This is a genomic window from Microbulbifer maximicatervae (SeqCode) (assembly GCF_052467505.1).
In genome coordinates this window covers 3,956,901-3,975,357 of the sequence record NZ_CP174313.1, presented here as the reverse complement: position 1 = coordinate 3,975,357, position 18,457 = coordinate 3,956,901, and the positions used below count along the sequence as shown (strand labels likewise).

Genomic DNA, 18,457 nt, shown 5'->3' with positions numbered 1-18,457 from the left:
AATGGGGGTGGGAGAGCTGCCGTAAGGCGGCAGCTCCAGGCTCCTGCGGCTGGCGCAGATCAGGCGCGGCGGCGCTGGGACTTTTCCAGCTTAGAGCGGATGCGGTTGCGCTTCAGCGGGGAGATATAATCCACGAAGAGCTTACCATCCAAATGATCGACTTCATGTTGGATACAGACCGCCAGCAATCCCTCGGCCTCCAGGGCAAAAGGTTCGCCATTGCGGTCCAGGGCCTTTACACGCACTTTGCGCGGGCGCTCCACCGTTTCGTAGAAACCGGGCACTGATAGGCAGCCCTCGTCGTACTGATGGATCTCCGGGTCCAGCACTTCGATTTCGGGATTGATAAACCCGTAAGGTTCATTGCCGTCTTCGGATATATCCACTACCACAATGCGCTCCTGCGCATTGACTTGGATAGCGGCGAGGCCGATACCGGGCGCGGCGTACATGGTTTCAAACATGTCGTCGAGCAATTGGCGGTGGGCGTCGGTCACTTCAGCGACGGGTTTAGCGATCTCGCGCAGGCGCGGATCGGGAAATTCCAGTATCTCGAGTTTAGCCATAACACCTGTGACAAACTTCTAGTATTCGTTGAACGTGCGCTGATAACATTATGATCGCGCTCAAAATTTACCGAGTGGACCCCTGTTTTTGCTGGCGCTATGCGCCCGGGTCCGGTCTCGCTCCCTTCACGGGAGTGGCCCGGCGCTGAGAATTATAGCGATAAAGAGCATAGGAATGCTTCCATGAAAAAAATTATCCTGGCCGCGATCTCGTTGTTAGCGGTTGCCCTTGGTGTCGAAGCACAGGATCAGGTTCGCCTGAACCCCAGTCACCCCGACGCTTATGTGGTGCAAAAGGGCGATACGCTCTGGGATATTTCCAGTCAGTTTCTGGTGCAACCCTGGTACTGGCCGGAGATTTGGCAAGTGAACCCACAGGTGGAAAACCCCCACCTGATTTATCCAGGAGATAGCCTGCGCCTTGTTTATATAGACGGCCAACCACAGCTACAGCTGCAACGCGGCCCCCGGGCGTATCAACTGTCGCCGGGGGTTGATGGCAACCGCCTGTCGCCCTCGATCCGCCGCCAGGCAGTTGAGGATGCAATTCCGGCGATTCCGCTGGATGCGATCAATGCTTTTTTATCGCGGACTCGTATAGTAGAGCCCGGTGCTTTTGAGGGGACTCCCTATGTAGTTTCTGGGTCAGAAAGTCATATTTTGATGGGTGCTGGAGATATCCTCTACGCTCGCGGTGATTTTGCGGCGCCTTTACCTTCGTACGGGCTCTATCGCCCTGGTCCTATTTATACTGACCCAGTATCTGGTGAAGTCCTCGGGCGTCAGGCACTTGGCATAGGTACTTTAGACCTGTTGCAGCTGGACCCAGATAGCAATCCGGATAACAACTCGAATTTTTCTATAGCGACAATGGGCGTGCGTAACACTTCTCGTGAGGTTCGTCTTGAAGATCGGTTGATGCCCGTAGAAGAGCGCTCAATTGATGCGCTGTTCCACCCTAGCGCACCGGGTGTCACGGTTGATGGGGTGATTGTAGGTGTTGATGAAGGGGTAAACCAAATTGGTAAGTTTGATGTTGTTATCTTGAATTCGGGAGACAGAGACGGCTTGCAACCCGGCAACGTCCTAGCGATATACAAAGCGGGTTCAACAGTACGCGACCGTATTGCTGGTGACGTGGTGAAGCTCCCAGATACCCGCGCTGGTGAGTTGATGGTATTCCGCACCTTTGAAAAAATGAGCCTAGCCCTGGTACTGGATGCCCGTCGCCCGCTGGCAGTGATGGATATGGTGCGCAACCCCTAAGCGATCCCAGAAAATCTCGCGGCAGGTGTTGCTGTTTGCCCTGCCGCACAACCTTCAAAACAGAAAATGGTAAGTCGCATGGATGCATTGACCGCTACTATGGCGTTGCTGCGTCTTGAGGGAATTGGCCCAGCTCGCTACTGGCAATTACTGGAGTACTTTGCCACTGCCGAAGAGGCTCTCCAGCAGTTTCCTCAACCTCTTCTGCAAAAGTTATCACCGCGGGCACAAAACCAGTGGCGGGAATTTTCCAGCCGATCTGCCGCCAGTGAGCTCGCTGATTGGGTTGAGCGGGAGCGAGTCCGCTGCGCAGACCTGGGCGTGCAGCTGATTTGTCACAGCGATCCCGGTTATCCCGCTCTTTTATCGGAGACCTCGCGTCCCCCGCCTGTGCTTTATATCCGTGGTGAAAAAAGTGCTCTAAATCTACCGCAGGTAGCGATGGTGGGTGCCCGTCGGGCCACTGTGGCGGGTCTGGATAATGCCCGGGCCTTCGCCGCGGAATTGGCAGGTTCCGGATTTGCTATCACTTCCGGGCTGGCTCTGGGCGTGGATGCCGCAGCTCACCGAGGGGCGCTGCAGGGAGCGGGCTCCACGATCGCAGTTTTGGGTAGTGGAGTTGACCGCATTTATCCAAAACACAATCGCCCCCTGGCGGAGGACATTCTTTCTGCAGGCGGTGCTCTAATAAGCGAATTGCCTCTTGGCAGCAATGCTGAGGCAAAGAATTTTCCTCGGAGGAACCGGATTATCAGTGGCCTTTCAATGGGGGTATTACTGGTAGAAGCAGCGATGCGCTCAGGTTCTCTGATTACGGCGCGTTTAGCACTGGAGCAGAATCGTGAGGTTTTTGCGATTCCAGGTTCTATCCACAACCCAATGGCCAGGGGTTGCCACCACCTGATTAAAGAAGGTGCGACACTGGTTGAAACCAGCGCAGATGTAGCTGGCCAGCTTGGCGGTTTACTGGCAGAGCCCACACCCACTGACCTCCCCCCCGGTAAACCACTGCCAGAGCTTCAGCAACATATCATCAGAGCGCTTGCCGGTGGGCCTCGAAGTATCGAGCTATTGTCACGTGATACCGGAATTGAGGCAGGTAAATTGATGGCTGTATTGATGGAATTAGAATTAGAGGGATTGGTGGAGCAACTGACAGGGTCTTACCAGTTAACCCTGAAGGGCAGCCGTTATACGGATGGGGAAAAACTGGCTAAAACCTCTGAGGAGTTAATAAGTCTCTAAGGTCTTGCTGGGAAGTTACGGAGAGGATTAGCCAGAAACCCTTTGTTTGATGGTGTAGCCGCCGATCAATTCGCGCAGTTCCGGGGCAGCGTTAATACTCAGTGGATTCCAAAAGTGGAGTCTGATTATGGCGGATAAACCGAAACTCACCACTGATGCCGGCGCTCCGGTTCCCGATAATCAAAACAGCCTTACAGCGGGGCCACATGGCCCTCTGTTGATTCAGGATTATCAGCTTATCGAAAAACTGGCTCACCAAAATCGCGAACGCATACCTGAGCGGGCGGTACATGCCAAAGGTTGGGGCGCCTATGGGGTTTTGAGGGTAACTGGTGATATTTCTAACTACACCTGTGCCCGGGTTTTGCAGCCGGGGGCAGAGACCCCACTGTTGGCCCGTTTTTCAACTGTGGCCGGTGAGTTGGGTGCAGCTGATGCGGAGCGGGATGTGCGTGGTTTTGCACTGAAGTTTTATACGGAGGAGGGCAATTGGGATTTGGTCGGCAACAATACGCCAGTCTTTTTTGTACGAGACCCCTACAAATTTCCAGACTTTATCCACACACAAAAACGGCATCCACGAACTCACTTGCGCTCCCCCACAGCCATGTGGGATTTCTGGTCGTTGAGCCCTGAAAGCCTCCACCAGGTGACCATACTGTTCTCCGATCGCGGTTTGCCCATATCTCCGTTGCATATGAATGGTTATGGCTCCCATACCTTCTCCCTGTGGAATCACAATGGGGAGCGTTTCTGGGTGAAATTCCATTTCAAGACCCAGCAGGGACATAGGTACTTCACCAATTCGGAAGCTGAAACTGTGATTGGGCGCTCCCGGGAGAGTTACCAGGAGGCGATGTACAGCGCAATAGAAAACGGAGAATGCCCGAAGTGGACATTCCAGATTCAAGTCATGCCCGCAGCAGACCTCGGCAAAACAAACTACAACCCCTTTGACCTCACCAAGGTATGGCCTCATGGTGATTATCCACCTATCGAGGTGGGAACCATGGAGTTGAATCGCAACCCGCAAGACTATTTTGCAGAAATCGAGCAGGCAGCTTTCTCTCCATCCAATATCGTGCCAGGTATCAGTTTCTCACCGGATAAGATGCTGCAGGCGCGTATATTCTCTTATGCCGATGCACATCGTCACCGCTTGGGAACTCACTATGAGAGTCTTCCAGTGAATGCACCGCGCTGTCCTGTCCATAATTACTATCGGGATGGTGAAATGAATAGCACGGGTATCCGCAGTGGCAATCCGGATGCCTTTTATGAGCCGAATAGTTTTTCTGGGCCAGAGGAGGACCCAAAAGCGAAAGAACCCCCGTTACCAATATCCGGTGCGGCAGATAGAAATGACCACCGCAAAGGCAATGATGATTACAGTCAGGTTCGAGCGCTCTTTGACTTGTTCAACGATGAACAAAAACAGCGCTTATATAACAATATTGCAGAAGCGATGGCGGGTGTACCGGATGAAATAATTCAGCGACAATTGGCACACTTTTCCAAGGTGCATCCGGACTATGCCGCGGGCGTCAAGTTAGCGATGGTCAGCAACTGAACCTGCTGTTTTGATACGTAATTCATTTGCTTGCCTTTTGTGTTAAAAATATATCCTGCTGGATTGGTATTTAATACTGTATTAAAGGCATGCTTATGAAAAAGATCAAAGTAGCTTTAACCCTTATTTTTCTAGTTTTGGGAGGCTGCTCTACACAAATAAAAAAAACAGATATATCTATTTCTCAAGAATTTTCAGATGAACAGTTGCTTAGTGGTATATATTTTTGGAGTTCCCCTATAACTAACTCTGATTTGCCTGATATTGATATCCTGGCATTGAATAATGATATGAGGTTGTTTTTAAAATCGATAAGTACCAGAAAAAAAAGTGATAGGTTGGATGCTCTGATAAATAAATTGCAGAGCCAATATTTTTCAATTCTCTACGATGCAGATGCCACGCTCAATGCTGCACAAGTTTTTGATCAGCAGAGAGGAAATTGCATGGCTTTTAGTGCCTTTTTAGTTGCAATGATTCGTGAACTTGGGGTGGATGCTAAATTCAATGAGGTTTTTGTTCCAGAAGTGAGATATTTGGAGAGCCAACAGACCTTTATTTACCAGCACATTAATGTTGTAGCTGATACAGGTAGTAGACAACGCATATTGGATTTTAACTTTACGGATTACAATCCAGAATATAATCAAAAAGAGCTGGAAGATAAGGCAGCCTTTGCAAAATTCTATAGTAACCTGGCTATGGAGTTTCTTGCGGATCGAGATTTTAAAAACGCCTTTCTTTATATTCGAAAGTCAATGTTACTGGCGCCAGAGGAAGCAGATCTTTGGAATAATTTGGGGGCTATATATCGTTCAGCGGGTTTGGTCAAACAAGCAATTAGTTCTTACGCTATAGCGTTGAAGCTTGATGGAGCAAACTTGGTTTCGTTGAGCAATCTGGAGAAAGTTCTCCGAGCTCAGGGTGACCTTCAAATGGCAAATGTTCTGTCAGCAAAACTACATGATTATAGGCAGGAGGACCCCTATTATTGGTACGGTCAAGCGCTTACAGCTTACGAAGATGAGTTGTATGAATTGGCGGCCAATAAGGCTGAAGATGCAATTTCGATAAAGAAGGAAGACCATCGTTTTCATTTTCTACTGGGAATGGCGCGCCTAAAGTCCGGAGCCAAGGGTTATCAGCGTAGTTTTAAGAAGGCTTTGGCGCTATCTGAGAATAGTCGAGATCAAGACCAGTATAGGAGGAAGCTAAAATCGTTAGGTATCCCCGAGCTGGAGAGGACTAGATTTCGGGAGCGTCGGCGACTGATAGTGCTGGGAAGCTGGTGGTGGCTGAATTGAAGGTTAGGCGCCAATATGCCAGCGAGAACCATGAAGTACTTAAGCTTGGAAAAAAGCGGATGGATGTTTTTTGAGCAACTTGGCTAGGTCATAAAGCAATATCTTGTGTCAATCAATGCAATCCGCTAGATTGCCAGCGTCCTTCCGCTTCGATAGTAAAGAGAGTTGAATTGAGTGAGCCTTGTGTTGCGACTTCAATGGATTCGGACTCCCATCTGCCTGTAGTGGAAGTTGTTCTGGAGACATTCGACATTCCCTATCAACAAGATTTGCAACTGCGTAAAGGGAAGTAAGACTAGCGTTAAAATGAAGTACTCACCGCTTTCCGTAAAACAGGCTGCCCGCGCCCTGGCAGCGGGTGGTGTTATTGCCCATCCCACTGAATCTGTATGGGGCTTGGCTTGCGACCCCAATAACCTGCTGGCTGTCAGGCGCTTGCTACAACTCAAGCATCGCCCACTTGAGAAGGGTTTGATCCTGGTCTCCGGTGACAGAAGACATTTTGATCCGCTCCTTAGAAACCTTAGTGATCAGCAAGAGGAACAGCTGGATTGCAGCTGGCCGGGACCGGTGACATGGCTCGTACCCCATCGGGGCTTAATTCCTGCCTGGGTCTGTGGGGTACATAAATCTGTGGCCCTGCGCTGCACCGATCACCCGTTTACTGCTGCGTTAACACGCGCCTTTGGCGGTGCTATCGTATCCACTTCAGCAAACCCGGCCGGGTCTCAGCCCGCCCGTAATAAGTACCAGGTACTACGCTATTTCGGCCGCGATCTCGACTTTGTCGGTGGCGGCTCAACCGGTGGCCGCAGCGCCCCCAGTGAAATACGCGATCTGCAAAGTGGCCGCGTACTGAGGGCGGGTGCTTAATTTCAAAACAGTGACGTAGTTTTCGCCTATGAGTGATATCGATACCAAGGAAGTAAAGGCCTATCTCCTCGGCCTACAAGACCGCATTTGTGATGCCCTGAGTGAACAAGACGGCCAACCATTTCGCGAAGATAATTGGGAAAGGCCCGGTGGCGGTGGTGGTCGAACCCGGGTACTGGAAGAGGGCAACCTGATTGAAAAGGGGGGCGTGAACTTTTCCCATGTCTATGGGGATGGACTTCCTCCGTCAGCCACAGCTAATCGCCCCGAACTGGCCGGTTGCTCTTTTGAGGCGATGGGCGTCTCCCTCGTAATTCATCCGCGCAATCCCTACGTGCCCACTAGCCATGCAAACGTGCGTCTATTTGTGGCTAAAAAGCCCGGAGCTGAGCCTATTTGGTGGTTTGGTGGTGGCTATGACCTTACCCCGTATTACGGCTATCACGAGGATGTCGTACATTGGCACCAAACAGCCAAGCAGGCCTGTGAGCCTTTTGGTAGTGAGATCTATCCCCGCTTTAAGCAGTGGTGTGATAAATACTTTTACCTGAAGCATCGGGATGAAGCGCGGGGAGTTGGCGGACTCTTTTTTGATGATTTTAACGAAGGTGGCTACGACAACGCTTTTGCGCTTATGCGCGCTGTTGGCGATAGTTATCTAGAGGCCTACTTGCCAATCGTGCAGAAGCGCAAAGAGACTCCTTACGGTGAGCGCGAGCGTGAATTTCAGCTCTATCGTCGCGGGCGCTACGTGGAATTCAATTTGGTATTTGATCGTGGCACCCTGTTTGGCTTGCAAAGTGGCGGGCGAACTGAGTCCATACTGATGTCCCTGCCTTCGTTGGTGAGCTGGAAATACGACTGGCAACCGGAGCCGGCCTCTGAGGAAGAAAAACTCTACACCGATTTTCTGCCGCACAGAGACTGGGTATAGGCAGCCAATTTGTCACAATGGAGATTTGCTGTGCACCCATCGCGATTGGAAGGCATTAATTCCCTGTTTCTCGATTACAGGCGGCATTTTGAAACGGGAGATGTGGAACAGATAGCTGATTTTTATCGCTTCCCTCTGCATTACTATCGGGAGGATGGCGTAAAGCTCGCTGTGGCGAGGGATGAGTTTATCCAGCAAGTGGTTAAATTACTCAACGCTTACCGCCGGCTGGGAGTCTGTCAGATTCTTGGCACTGTCACCGAGGTGATAGAGTTAAACGAATACAGCACCCTTGCGAGCTTGCGTTGGACCCTGCTTCATTCACTGGGGGAGGAAAAGGCGGTAGAGCTGTATAGTTCCCACACCCGCTATTTGGTTGCTGAAGCTGCCGACGGCCTCAAAATAGATGGCCTGATAATTGTCGATGAAAGTGCCAAAATTCGAGAGGCGGTCAGAGCGCGTAAGAGGGCGGGGTCATGAGTGACCGCTACGCAGTAGTGGGCAATCCCATAAAACACTCTCTCTCACCGGAGATACACAGCGCTTTTGCGGCACAAACGGGAGAGGGTGTTGAGTACAGTAAGCAGCTTGCTCCCCTGGATGGCTTTAGCGGCTTCGTACGGGCTTTCTTTGCTGGGGGTGGTTGTGGCCTCAATGTGACGGTGCCCTTTAAACTACAGGCCTTCGAACTGGCAGATACCCTGACTGAACGGGGAGCTTCCGCTGGCGCAGTTAACACTCTGGCTCTAGCGAAAAACGGGAAGATTCTCGGCGATAACACCGACGGGGCTGGCTTGGTATTTGATATTAACAGCAACTTGGGTTGGGAAATCAGGGATAGAAAAGTTCTCTTGCTTGGTGCCGGTGGTGCTGCTCGGGGAGCACTGCTTCCAATTCTGGCAAAGCAACCCGCGCATTTGCATATTGCCAACCGCACCGCAGAAAAGGCGGTGCAGCTTGCGGCAGAATTTTCCCAGTTGGGAGAGTTGAGCGGTGGTGGCCTGGAGGAGTTGAGAGGCTGCTACGACCTGATTATCAATGCGAGTTCTGCAAGCCTAGGCGGTGTGCTACCTCCATTGCCTGAAGGTTGCGTTGCGAGTCATGGCAAAGCATACGACATGATGTATGGAGCTAAGCCAACGCCTTTTACACAATGGGCCCGTGGGCAGGGGGCAGAGACTGCTGACGGTCTAGGCATGTTGGTAGAGCAGGCCGCTGAATCATTTTTGCTGTGGCGGAATATTCGTCCAGAAACAGCGCCAGTCATGGCTAAGCTGCGCCGGGACCTCAACCAGACAACCGATAATTAAAAGAGAGAAAGCGTTGTGCGTGATATTGTGCGAAACCTGTCGATTTGTTTTGCTGTGGGGTGTTTCGGTGGGCTTTGCTATGCCGTGGGGCTATGGGCGATGGGGCGGTATGGTTTCACCCAGTTTCTAGGGGTAGATTTGGCGCCATCCCTGAGCAATGCCTACCTGTACCAGCGCGTAGTTTGGGGTGGAGTTTTCGGGTTGCTGCTTTTGTTGCCTTTGCGCAACGCCTGGTTAATACGGGGCTTCCTCTTATCCCTGGTGCCGGCAGGGTTGATGCTGTTGTATCTTCTGCCGCAGAGAGGTTATGACTACGGTGCTCTGGTACTGGGACAAATGACGCCCCTGGTTATAGTTCTAGCTTGTGCCATTGGCGGCATAGGTGCATCGGCACTGCTGCGGCTACAGGGTAAATAGTGAGGAGGCCTTGGTTGCCAAGGCCTACCACATCACTGTTTAAATTCGATCTCAACCAGGCTGCAGCTTTGGGTATATCCCATAGCCCGCTTGATTGTGGGGAAGACTGACGCGGTAGCGACGCTGACCCCCAGCTCGATTCTCTGTCGGTTATCCAGTTGTGCACCTATCCGTTCATTGAGAACAGGATCGATCGTTTTGTAGCTGGCCACGGCTGTTGCAAAATCAAAAATGTCCTGCAAGTTCTCAGGCAGGCCGCTGCCGCCTTGGATACAAGCTTTCACCAAGTGGGGTTCAACACCAGCCTCTAAGGCCATACGCACATTCAGTTGCAGGCACATGCCGCAATCAGCTACTTGCATTGCCGCTATCTTACTCACCCAAAAAACATCAATAGGTAAAAACTCCCTGTGCATGGATAGGGGCTGAAAATTTCTAAATTTTTCAAAGCCTTCAGGAGAGCCCTGAAGAAACTCGCGCAAGTAGTCCATGTCATAGCGGTATTTTTGGGAGAAGGCCTCCATTTCCTGGAGATATTGCTGTTTGGACATAGTTTGGCTCCTAATCAAGTCGGATTGAGTCACAGACCATCGGCCTACAACGCCAAGTCTTATGTAAAAGCCTGATAGGTAAAAATTAGTTTCTATCGGATATTTCGATAGGTGGGCTGTAAAAGTTACCGTAGAGTCGCCGGGCCTCTCGGGCAAACCATTGCGCAGCTAAGCCTTGTGGCGTCTGCTTGGACCAGAGCAGATCCACACCGAGGCTCCAGGTATTGAGAGAACCGGTTAAGTTGAGCTCAACCAACCTGCCGCTTTTTAAAAAGGGGCGGGCCAGTTCGTAGGGCGCATTGACCCACCCAACCCCCTTACATGCCAGATCCAGGGCCTGTAGCAGAGAATCACTTCGCCAAGTCTGTGCAGAGAGCTGCCAACGGTACCTTTGGGATTCTGGTGCTGTGGTGATCTGTCGGTGCTGGGCCGCTTCATTCAATGAGGATTGTTTTTTCTGGGCAAGGGGATGTTCCGGGCAGGCCAGGCTAAGTACCCGCTGTTGTCCCAGGTTACTGGTATCCAGCGAGCTGGGATAGGAATCCCTGGAGGTGACAAAGGCAAAATCGGCTTCACCCTGTGTCACCTGCTGGACCGCTTCCTTCCCAGTAACACTGCCGAGCTGAAGCTCAGTATGCGGGAAGCGCTCGCTGAAAGTTACCAGCATATCGTTTAGTCGATCCGGCATTACCAGCTCTTCAAATAATATATTGAGCTGGGGCTCTTCTCCCCGCTGGAAGGAATTTGCCGCCTGTTGGAAGCGCTGCAACTGCCCCAACGATTGACGTGCTAATGGCAGTAATGCCAAAGCGGCGTCGGTGGGTTGGGGATATTTCCCTTCGCGGTTAAAGAGAGTCAGCCCCAGGTCGAGTTCAAGATTTTGAATCAAGCTGCTTACAGAAGACTGAGCCCGGCCCACTTCGCGAGCAACCGCCGAAAAAGATCCGACTTCACAGGAGCGCACAAAAATATGCAGCTGGTCCATATTCAGGTTAAGCATAGCGGGGAGCCGGCTGTCACTATGGTTGCTGTTTAAGGAGATACTGATCTTTCAGTTTCACGTAGTTTTCAGCGGAATACTTAAAGAAAGCCTTTTCTTTGTCAGACAGGGGGCGCGCCTTTTTGCAGGGGGCGCCTACATAGAGATACCCACTCTCCAGGGTTTTACCGGGCGGAACCAGTGCCCCGGCTGCCAGTACGACATCGTCCTCAATAATGGCTCCGTCGAGAACAATAGATCCGATACCAATTAAGATCCGGTTGCCGATGGTACAACCGTGCAGGCAGGCTTTATGACCGATAGTGACATCTTCGCCAATAGTCAGCGGCCAACCGTCGGCGTTGAATGGTCCCGCATGGGTGATATGGAGAACAGCCCCATCCTGTACACTGGTTCGCGCGCCGATTCGGATCTTATGCATATCACCGCGCACAACGGCCATGGGCCATACGGAGCAATCATCCCCCAGGGTAACGTCACCAATGACTGCGGATTGCGGATCGATATATACGCTGTCGCCAAGTTCTGGAAACTTCTCGCCGTGGGAATCATCGTGGCTGCGCAGTGGGGACATAAATAAGCTCCTGTACAATGAATCCTCTATCATAGCTTTATCCTAATTCGAGCACAGAGTCTTATATGTCCAATCCACTGTTGAATATCCCGCTGCTGCCGCCTTTTGATAATCTCGAGCCCGAGCAGGTGGAACCCGCCATCGCCGAACTGATTAAAGAGTGTGAGCAAACCCTTCAACAGGGATTGGAGACCCCCAGCTGGGATAATACGCTGGTGCCTCTGGAACAGGCGGAAGACCAGCTAAATCGAGCCTTCTCCCCAGTCAGTCACCTGAACAGCGTTCTAAGTGGCCCCTGGCGGGCGCCCTATGAGGCCGCCTTAGCCAAAGTGACGGCTTACTGGACAAAGCAGGGGCAAAATCGCGAACTTTACGACCTGTACCTCCAATTAATGCAGTCGCCCGAATTTGCAAACTGGCCACAGGCACGCAAGAAGTCTTTGGAGCTGGGAGTCAGAGACTTTGAACTCGGTGGTGTAGGCCTTGAAGGAGAGGCCCGTGAAAAGTTTGCCGTTAACAGTCAGCGTTTGGCGGAGTTATCCAGCCAATTTGCCAACAATGTCCTCGATGCAACCAATGCCTGGACCTGGCATACGAATGATGAAGCTCAGCTTCAGGGGCTTCCTCAAACTGCTCTCGCCGCTGCACGGAATGCAGCTGAGGCAAAAGGCCTGGATGGGTGGCTGATTACCTTAGAGGGGCCCAGCTTTCTCGCTGTTATGACCCATGCTGAAAATAGATCTCTGCGTCGGGATGTCCATTTGGCTTTTGTTAGTCGCGCATCCGAAGTTGGTCCCCAGGCAGGTGAATACGATAACTCCGAAGTGATGGAGGCAATTCTCGCATTGCGCGCTGAACAGGCCAGTTTACTGGGAATGAACAGCTATGCGGAGTTGTCATTGGCCAGCAAAATGGCTCCAAATACAGAGCGGGTTTTGGAATTTCTACAGGATCTGGCAGAACGAGCCAGGCCAGCTGCCCAACGAGAAATGGCTGAGCTGAAAGCGTTTGCTGCAGACCAACTCAGTATTGAAGAGTTGCAACCATGGGATGTGGCCTGGGCCGTAGAAAAGCTCAAACAGCAGCGATACGCCATCAGCCAAGAGGAATTGAGGCCCTATTTCCCTTACGCCAAAGTCGTTGACGGCCTCTTTACTGTGGTGGATAAATTATTCGGAATCACAGTTGAAGAAGATACCAGCGTTGCTACTTGGCATGCCGACGTGCAGTTCTTTTGGCTGCTGAGAGATGGCGAAAAGATAGCTGGTTTCTATTTGGATGCGTTCGCACGTGAGAAAAAGCGTGGCGGGGCCTGGATGGATACAGTAAGTAGTCGTCGCCACACACTCAACGGACTCCAGTTGCCTATAGCTTATCTGGTGTGTAATTTCAGTCCGGCTGCAGGTGATATCCCCTCACTTTTAACCCACACGGAAGTAACCACTTTATTCCATGAATTCGGCCATGGCCTCCACCATATGCTGACACAGATTGATGTGGCAGCAGTTTCTGGTATTAATGGTGTCGCTTGGGATGCGGTGGAAATGCCCAGCCAATTTCTGGAAAATTGGTGTTGGCAACCCCAGGCCATTTCCATAATTTCTGCACATTTCGAAACTGGAGAGGCCCTTCCCGAAGCTTTACTGAATAAAATGCTGGCAGCGAAAAATTTCCAGTCTGCCATGTTTACAGTACGCCAGTTGGAGTTTGCACTTTTTGATTTTCGCCTCCATGCCAGCGAAGAGGCATTGACCGCCGATAAAGTTCAGGTTTTACTGGATCAGGTACGAGCAGAGGTTGCTGTTGTGCCTATCGCCGCAGAAAACCGCTTCCAAAATGCTTTTAGCCATATTTTTGCTGGTGGTTATGCCGCAGGATATTACAGCTATAAATGGGCAGAAGTGCTTTCGGCAGATGCTTTTTCTCTATTTGAGGAAGATGGTATCTTTAATAGAGAGACGGGAAATAAATTTCTGCACAGTATTTTGGAACAGGGTGGTAGCCGTGATGCGTTGGAGCTGTTTGTTCAATTCCGTGGACGAGAGCCGCAAATTGATGCCCTATTGCGTCACTCTGGTATCGAGCAGCAAGAGCTGAATATCAGTCCTGTGTAACGGATAAGTCAGTCATGAAATATTGAGTAGTAGTCATGATGAAGAAAGAAGATTCGGCTGAGTCTGGTAAGATCGTTAAAAAACGCTTTATTGCAGGGGCTGTGTGCCCCCGCTGTAGCGAAATGGATAAAATTATTAACTATCACAAGGATGGAAAAAATTATAGGGAATGTGTTGCCTGTGGGTTTAAGGATGAAATTCGATTGCAGTCAGCGCCAACAGAACTGTCTACTCGTGTTACCCAAGATACAGAGAAAGATATTCACGAGAAACCGGTGAAACTTATCCAACCCACAAGTAGCCGTAAAAAGTGAAAAAAATATTTTTTATACTGGTGGTTTTTATTGCGGTTGCGATCATAGGTCTCTATGGCCTTGATCGCCATCGAAAAAACACAGAACGGCAGAGAGAGCAAGTTGCCTATTTACTAACGAGCTGTGTGAATCAGGGGATACTTACGTTATTTCGTTTACAAGCTAATGACTGGAAGACCCATCCAGATTATTACATTGAAGAGGAAAATAGACTGGGAGCTGCGGTAAAAGCCCTACCCGATCAAATCCTTAAAGGGGAGTCTTTTGAAAAGTGGAGACATGCAATAAAGATTTGTGACAAGCTCACAAGGAATAGTAATTTGCAACATGTCACTATTTTTCGCCCTCTGGGCGATTTCTCCGAAAAGGAGCTCTCCAATATATATACTTTGAAAGATCGCGGTGCTCTGCGGAAGCGGGAAAAGACCATTCACGCACTGTATGAATCAGCAGAAGCTGCTGCTCGCTATATGAAAGACCTAAAGCGTGATATCAACACGCAATTAAATGCCTTTCGTTTTTCAGATGAAGAGCGCGAATTAACTCTTCAAAGAATCAGTTCTCAGGTTTTAGATAATTACCAACAAGGTAACTTTTCCAAAAAGCAGGCAGATACCTATCTGGAAAGAGTGTCCCTTTTTTATAGAACTATGGCCGAGAATCCAAAGTCCTACAGTGTCCGAAACGGCAGCCTATATTTTTATAGCCAAGAATTAAAGCAGAAGGTTGAAGACTTATATAATGCTGTTATCCAGGGAGAAGGAGCGTTTTATGGAAATTTTAAGCAAATTCTAGTGCAAAAACAGGTGCAGTCTTCAAGCTATTAAAAATATGAGCGGGCTTTATTATTTGTTTCTGAGCCCGCTCAGTATTTACCATCCTGAGATTATATTTTTAAATGTGTTTATAGTATCGTAAGAGATTTACTATTTTTATAGGCAGTAACCTTGACTTAGATAGTTAATTTCCCAATCGCAAAATATGTCATATTTTTTTACATTAAAAAATAACTCTAAATACCCTGCTGCGCTTTACTGTAATTTACGTAGCCAGGAGTTGGTTGCAGTGTAGTATTGAAAATATACTATGAGCCCTAAAGATCGTGCTCCAATCCACAAAAATAAGCTGAACCATATGCCTGTATTCCCCCAATCCCTTGTAAACCACCAGGCGGGAAAGAAAACCAGTAATGAGGCTATAAACATAGTATTACGCATGTCGCGACTTTTCCCTGCACCGATAAAAACACCATCTAGCTGATAGCTCCAAACCGCTAATAAAGGTAGTGCACAGAGCCACCAATATACCTGTTCCGCTTGGAGAATCACTGGTTTGATATCTGTAAATAAGGATAGAATGAAGGGTTTCCCTGAAACTAGAACCAGCGTAATCAGGACAGCGCTTCCCAGGGCCCACAAACCTGCACTGCGAACGGTATTTCTGAATAGAGCCGTTGATCTCTTTGCCATAGATTCCCCAACCAAGGCCTCGGTAGCATGAGCAAAACCATCCAGGGCATAGGAAGTCATCATTAATAACTGTATAAGAATAGCATTTGCAGCAAGTACATTATCACCTTGGGCTGCCCCTTGTGCAGTAAAAAAAGTGAGTGTTAGCAAGAGCAAACAGGTTCTTATAAATAAGTCTGTATTTATCTTTAAAAGATTGATCCACGGGGATGAATCGATCCAGGGGAGAAGTTTCTTCTGCCCAATTTCTTTGCGTATATAGGACCAGATATCAACATGAACCCTGGAAAGAAGATATAGACCCAGTAGAAATGCAAAAATATCAGCGAGTACCGTTGCCGCTGCTGCACCTTTTGCCCCTAGGCCCAGGCCAAGAATAAATAGGAAATCGAGGGCTATGTTCAGTAGATTGGCAGCGAAAAGTATATATAGAGGCGCACGGCTATCTTGTCGACCAATAAAAAAACCCAGAATGGCAAAGTTTGCCAGAGCCAGGGGGGCAGATAACAGACGTATTTGTAGGTAGGCCAGTGCGTGGGGTTGTGCTTCCTGACTGGCATTCATCCACTCAACGATATAGTAGATTAAAGGAGAGGCAACAATAAACAGAGTGATTCCCAGCCCCATGGCTAATACTAGTGCACGTACTAACCATTGAATCCCAAGATCTGTACTCCGAGCCACCAGTCCGGTAGTACCCATGCGCAGAAACCCAAATGCCCATAAAAGCATCGACATTACGCTAGCCCCGATAGCTACACCGGATAGGTACTCTGCAGATGGGAGGTGACCAAGAATTGCGGTATCTACTATCCCGAGTAAGGGTACTGAAATATTACTCAGTATCATTGGCCAAGCCAGATTCCAGACGCGAGACATGGGTTGGGATTCAAGTTTTGTAGAAGAAGGCATAAGTCATAACAACTAACGGATAGATTGGCTTCTAGCCGAAATCAGAAAAAGAAAAGCTGTGCAGGCGGATTCTACCAATGGAAACAGTACAGAGCTGATAAGACCCTTTTCCTAAATTGGACTCCCAATACTGCTATTTGCAATTCATTTCGTAACGCTTACAAAATCGAAACGAAATATTTGGCGGAAAAATCATTTCGATTGAGTGTAGATGGTACAGGATTCTGTATTGATCTGCCTGATAATCCTCAAGCTTATTGAAACTAATCTGTCTTTGTTGTGTGAAGCAGTCAGAATTTAGTATTAGAGATTAAAAATCGTTGTCAACCTGTGTAAAAGTAATCAGGGGCACTTGAACCCGAGGATTTATACTTCTCTTGGCAGCATTATTAATGCTTGATTAGTTGTCATCTTTCACCAAATAAATTGCCATGTCTCTATTTGGAGCGACTTTTTTTCTACTTGTGGAAAAGTATCCTATCAAAGTGGTTAAATTTATTTGTTAATCACCGAATTTTTTCACAAAGCGGCAACGTTATTCAAAAATGATCCCAATTGACTTTTTCTTGTCGATGTGTTCCTTTTGTACCTGCAGTAGTTGCGACAAATAAAGAAACTGGTTGTTGGTTGTACCTTTCCGGACGACGACATCTGGAGTAAAAAATCTTTTACTAAGAATAACAAGTTGCACTGACGGCAGTAACGCGAGGTGGTCTCCTCGCCCAGTGTATGTAGTCTTGTGTTACTACAGTATGTCCACAAATTTTGTGTGGAATTAATCCTGTTAGGCAGTTGATACAGGTAAAATTCGCTTATCCGTGAAGGCCAGTGGCCAAAATAAAAATTACGGGTTTCCCTGAGAGACCCGCAACCACGGAGATCTGTAGGCGATGTTGAAAGGCTTTGATCGGCTGTTCGCCTTGCTGGCTACTTCGCTATCTGCACAAGCGGTGTTAGCGAATGAGCAGGACGTTGAGCGCTGGGGGGTTAATATGCCCCAGGGGGTGACAGAAGTTGCCCAGACCACCTACGAGCTACACATGCTGATCTTTTGGATTTGTGTGGCTATAGGGGCATTGGTGTTCAGCATCATGTTCTACAGCATGTGGCGTCACCGCAAAAGTAAGGGATACCAAGCAGCCCAATTTCATGAGAGCACGGTTGTGGAGTTGGTGTGGACTATTATTCCGACCGTCATCCTGATTCTGATGGCGATTCCGGCCACCAAAACGCTCTATGATATTTACGATACTGAGGAAGAAGATCTCAATATCGTAATCACCGGTTACCAATGGAAGTGGAAATATGAATATCGGGGCACTGATGTTTCATTCTTTTCCAGCTTGTCCACTCCCAAAGCTCAAATTGATAACCTCCAGCCTAAGGGTGCTAACTACCTCCTAGAAGTCGATGAGCCGCTGGTTGTTCCTATCAAGAAAAAAATCCGCTTCCTGATTACTGCCAATGATGTGATACATGCGTGGTGGGTCCCAGATCTAGCCGTTAAAAAAGATGCTATCCCCGGTTTTATCAATGATGCCTGGACGCGTATTGAGGAGCCGGGAATATATCGCGGACAGTGTGCTGAATTGTGCGGAAAAGACCATGGATTTATGCCTATTGTTGTGAAAGCAGTACCACAGGCTGAATACGATGCCTGGTTGAGTTCTCGTGCAGCAGAAGCCATTAAAATGCGTGAACTTACAGCGAAGACATTTACCTTCGAAGAGCTTTTTGCTCAGGGTGAAAAAGTCTATACACGCACATGTGCCGCCTGCCATCAGCCGAACGGGCAGGGAGTACCCGGAGTATTCCCGGCAATTGCTGGCTCAAAAATTGCTACCGGTCCCCTCAATGGCCACTTAGATATCGTTATCGATGGTTCTACGGTAAACCCCGCAATGCAGGCTTTTGGTGAGCAGCTATCAGAAGTGGATCTGGCTGCGGTAATTACTTACCAGCGAAACGCTTTCGGCAATGAGATGGGCGATACCGTCCAACCCGTAGATATCCTCAACTTTAAGAATAAGCAGTAAGC

Annotated in this window: 19 protein-coding genes; 14 read left to right on the top strand and 5 right to left on the bottom strand. The window is 49.1% G+C overall.

All coding sequences use genetic code 11. The features are described 5' to 3' along the window. Positions 1-59 precede the first annotated feature (59 nt). On the bottom strand, positions 60-566 hold the full coding sequence (gene def, locus ACJJIN_RS17525) for a peptide deformylase (RefSeq protein WP_444895582.1): 507 nt from the start codon (positions 564-566) through the stop codon (positions 60-62). Between the two features lie 183 nt (positions 567-749). Between def and ACJJIN_RS17520 the strand changes: the two genes are divergently transcribed. The 10 genes from ACJJIN_RS17520 to ACJJIN_RS17475 all read left to right on the top strand — a co-directional run bounded on the left by ACJJIN_RS17520 (position 750) and on the right by ACJJIN_RS17475 (position 9,485). Continuing rightward, the gene (locus ACJJIN_RS17520) at positions 750-1,832 is read left to right on the top strand and encodes a LysM peptidoglycan-binding domain-containing protein (RefSeq protein WP_444895581.1); all 1,083 of its coding nucleotides are present in this window, start codon (positions 750-752) and stop codon (positions 1,830-1,832) included. A 78-nt stretch (positions 1,833-1,910) separates the two neighbouring features. Next, complete coding sequence (gene dprA / locus ACJJIN_RS17515) at positions 1,911-3,077, top strand: DNA-processing protein DprA (RefSeq protein WP_444895580.1); 1,167 nt, start codon at positions 1,911-1,913, stop codon at positions 3,075-3,077. Between the two features lie 127 nt (positions 3,078-3,204). After that, positions 3,205-4,647: a catalase gene (locus tag ACJJIN_RS17510; RefSeq protein ID WP_444895579.1), complete on the top strand. Its 1,443-nt coding sequence runs from the start codon at positions 3,205-3,207 to the stop codon at positions 4,645-4,647. 95 nt (positions 4,648-4,742) lie between these two features. Further along, the gene (locus ACJJIN_RS17505) at positions 4,743-5,951 is read left to right on the top strand and encodes a transglutaminase domain-containing protein (protein ID WP_444895578.1); all 1,209 of its coding nucleotides are present in this window, start codon (positions 4,743-4,745) and stop codon (positions 5,949-5,951) included. Between the two features lie 170 nt (positions 5,952-6,121). Next, a complete protein-coding gene (locus tag ACJJIN_RS17500) occupies positions 6,122-6,244 on the top strand; it encodes a hypothetical protein (RefSeq protein WP_444895577.1) in 123 nt (40 codons plus the stop codon). A 13-nt stretch (positions 6,245-6,257) separates the two neighbouring features. Beyond that, positions 6,258-6,824, top strand: coding sequence for an L-threonylcarbamoyladenylate synthase (locus ACJJIN_RS17495; protein WP_413663899.1), 567 nt, complete (start codon positions 6,258-6,260; stop codon positions 6,822-6,824). Between the two features lie 28 nt (positions 6,825-6,852). Next, the gene (gene hemF, locus ACJJIN_RS17490) at positions 6,853-7,758 is read left to right on the top strand and encodes an oxygen-dependent coproporphyrinogen oxidase (protein ID WP_444895576.1); all 906 of its coding nucleotides are present in this window, start codon (positions 6,853-6,855) and stop codon (positions 7,756-7,758) included. Positions 7,759-7,788: 30 nt separating this feature from the next. Then, a complete protein-coding gene (locus ACJJIN_RS17485; protein WP_444892452.1) occupies positions 7,789-8,238 on the top strand; it encodes a DUF6841 family protein in 450 nt (149 codons plus the stop codon). Beyond that, positions 8,235-9,068: a shikimate dehydrogenase gene (gene aroE / locus ACJJIN_RS17480; protein ID WP_444892453.1), complete on the top strand. Its 834-nt coding sequence runs from the start codon at positions 8,235-8,237 to the stop codon at positions 9,066-9,068. The genes ACJJIN_RS17485 and aroE overlap by 4 nt, the downstream gene beginning before the upstream one ends. A gap of 15 nt (positions 9,069-9,083) precedes the next feature. Next, entirely contained in the window at positions 9,084-9,485 is a 402-nt protein-coding gene (locus ACJJIN_RS17475) for a hypothetical protein (RefSeq protein ID WP_444895575.1), read from the top strand. A 32-nt stretch (positions 9,486-9,517) separates the two neighbouring features. Here ACJJIN_RS17475 and ACJJIN_RS17470 read toward each other — a convergent pair whose 3' ends face one another. The 3 genes from ACJJIN_RS17470 to ACJJIN_RS17460 all read right to left on the bottom strand — a co-directional run bounded on the left by ACJJIN_RS17470 (position 9,518) and on the right by ACJJIN_RS17460 (position 11,610). Continuing rightward, positions 9,518-10,036 carry a carboxymuconolactone decarboxylase family protein gene (locus ACJJIN_RS17470; RefSeq protein ID WP_413663903.1) on the bottom strand — a complete coding sequence of 173 codons (519 nt, stop codon included), beginning with the start codon at positions 10,034-10,036 and terminating at the stop codon, positions 9,518-9,520. Between the two features lie 85 nt (positions 10,037-10,121). Next, positions 10,122-11,036: a LysR family transcriptional regulator gene (locus ACJJIN_RS17465; protein ID WP_444892454.1), complete on the bottom strand. Its 915-nt coding sequence runs from the start codon at positions 11,034-11,036 to the stop codon at positions 10,122-10,124. A gap of 19 nt (positions 11,037-11,055) precedes the next feature. Beyond that, positions 11,056-11,610: a gamma carbonic anhydrase family protein gene (locus tag ACJJIN_RS17460; protein WP_444892455.1), complete on the bottom strand. Its 555-nt coding sequence runs from the start codon at positions 11,608-11,610 to the stop codon at positions 11,056-11,058. A gap of 65 nt (positions 11,611-11,675) precedes the next feature. Here ACJJIN_RS17460 and ACJJIN_RS17455 point away from each other — a divergent pair, with 65 nt between their 5' ends. The 3 genes from ACJJIN_RS17455 to ACJJIN_RS17445 are packed head-to-tail and all read left to right on the top strand — an operon-like array spanning position 11,676 to position 14,865. Then, positions 11,676-13,724, top strand: coding sequence for a M3 family metallopeptidase (locus ACJJIN_RS17455; protein ID WP_444895574.1), 2,049 nt, complete (start codon positions 11,676-11,678; stop codon positions 13,722-13,724). Between the two features lie 35 nt (positions 13,725-13,759). Continuing rightward, positions 13,760-14,038 (top strand): YheV family putative zinc ribbon protein, encoded by a 279-nt coding sequence (locus ACJJIN_RS17450; protein ID WP_413663907.1) that lies wholly within the window; start codon positions 13,760-13,762, stop codon positions 14,036-14,038. After that, positions 14,035-14,865, top strand: coding sequence for a hypothetical protein (locus ACJJIN_RS17445; RefSeq protein ID WP_444895573.1), 831 nt, complete (start codon positions 14,035-14,037; stop codon positions 14,863-14,865). The genes ACJJIN_RS17450 and ACJJIN_RS17445 overlap by 4 nt, the downstream gene beginning before the upstream one ends. Before the next feature lie 204 nt (positions 14,866-15,069). Here ACJJIN_RS17445 and ACJJIN_RS17440 read toward each other — a convergent pair whose 3' ends face one another. Next, complete coding sequence (locus ACJJIN_RS17440) at positions 15,070-16,356, bottom strand: MATE family efflux transporter (protein ID WP_444895572.1); 1,287 nt, start codon at positions 16,354-16,356, stop codon at positions 15,070-15,072. Between the two features lie 953 nt (positions 16,357-17,309). Here ACJJIN_RS17440 and coxB point away from each other — a divergent pair. Continuing rightward, positions 17,310-18,455, top strand: coding sequence for a cytochrome c oxidase subunit II (coxB, locus tag ACJJIN_RS17435; RefSeq protein ID WP_413663910.1), 1,146 nt, complete (start codon positions 17,310-17,312; stop codon positions 18,453-18,455). Positions 18,456-18,457 lie beyond the last annotated feature (2 nt).

What these genes read in the sequence shown, in the direction of transcription:
- aroE (WP_444892453.1), top strand. Translation starts at nt 8,235, where the DNA reads ATGAGTGACCGCTACGCAGTAGTGGGCAATCCCATAAAACACTCTCTC.
- ACJJIN_RS17440 (WP_444895572.1), bottom strand. Translation starts at nt 16,356, where the DNA reads ATGATACTGAGTAATATTTCAGTACCCTTACTCGGGATAGTAGATACC.
- ACJJIN_RS17495 (WP_413663899.1), top strand. Translation starts at nt 6,258, where the DNA reads ATGAAGTACTCACCGCTTTCCGTAAAACAGGCTGCCCGCGCCCTGGCA.
- ACJJIN_RS17510 (WP_444895579.1), top strand. Translation starts at nt 3,205, where the DNA reads ATGGCGGATAAACCGAAACTCACCACTGATGCCGGCGCTCCGGTTCCC.
- coxB (WP_413663910.1), top strand. Translation starts at nt 17,310, where the DNA reads ATGTTGAAAGGCTTTGATCGGCTGTTCGCCTTGCTGGCTACTTCGCTA.
- dprA (WP_444895580.1), top strand. Translation starts at nt 1,911, where the DNA reads ATGGATGCATTGACCGCTACTATGGCGTTGCTGCGTCTTGAGGGAATT.
- ACJJIN_RS17450 (WP_413663907.1), top strand. Translation starts at nt 13,760, where the DNA reads ATGATGAAGAAAGAAGATTCGGCTGAGTCTGGTAAGATCGTTAAAAAA.
- ACJJIN_RS17460 (WP_444892455.1), bottom strand. Translation starts at nt 11,610, where the DNA reads ATGTCCCCACTGCGCAGCCACGATGATTCCCACGGCGAGAAGTTTCCA.
- hemF (WP_444895576.1), top strand. Translation starts at nt 6,853, where the DNA reads ATGAGTGATATCGATACCAAGGAAGTAAAGGCCTATCTCCTCGGCCTA.
- ACJJIN_RS17465 (WP_444892454.1), bottom strand. Translation starts at nt 11,036, where the DNA reads ATGCTTAACCTGAATATGGACCAGCTGCATATTTTTGTGCGCTCCTGT.
- ACJJIN_RS17505 (WP_444895578.1), top strand. Translation starts at nt 4,743, where the DNA reads ATGAAAAAGATCAAAGTAGCTTTAACCCTTATTTTTCTAGTTTTGGGA.
- ACJJIN_RS17520 (WP_444895581.1), top strand. Translation starts at nt 750, where the DNA reads ATGAAAAAAATTATCCTGGCCGCGATCTCGTTGTTAGCGGTTGCCCTT.
- ACJJIN_RS17470 (WP_413663903.1), bottom strand. Translation starts at nt 10,036, where the DNA reads ATGTCCAAACAGCAATATCTCCAGGAAATGGAGGCCTTCTCCCAAAAA.
- ACJJIN_RS17455 (WP_444895574.1), top strand. Translation starts at nt 11,676, where the DNA reads ATGTCCAATCCACTGTTGAATATCCCGCTGCTGCCGCCTTTTGATAAT.
- def (WP_444895582.1), bottom strand. Translation starts at nt 566, where the DNA reads ATGGCTAAACTCGAGATACTGGAATTTCCCGATCCGCGCCTGCGCGAG.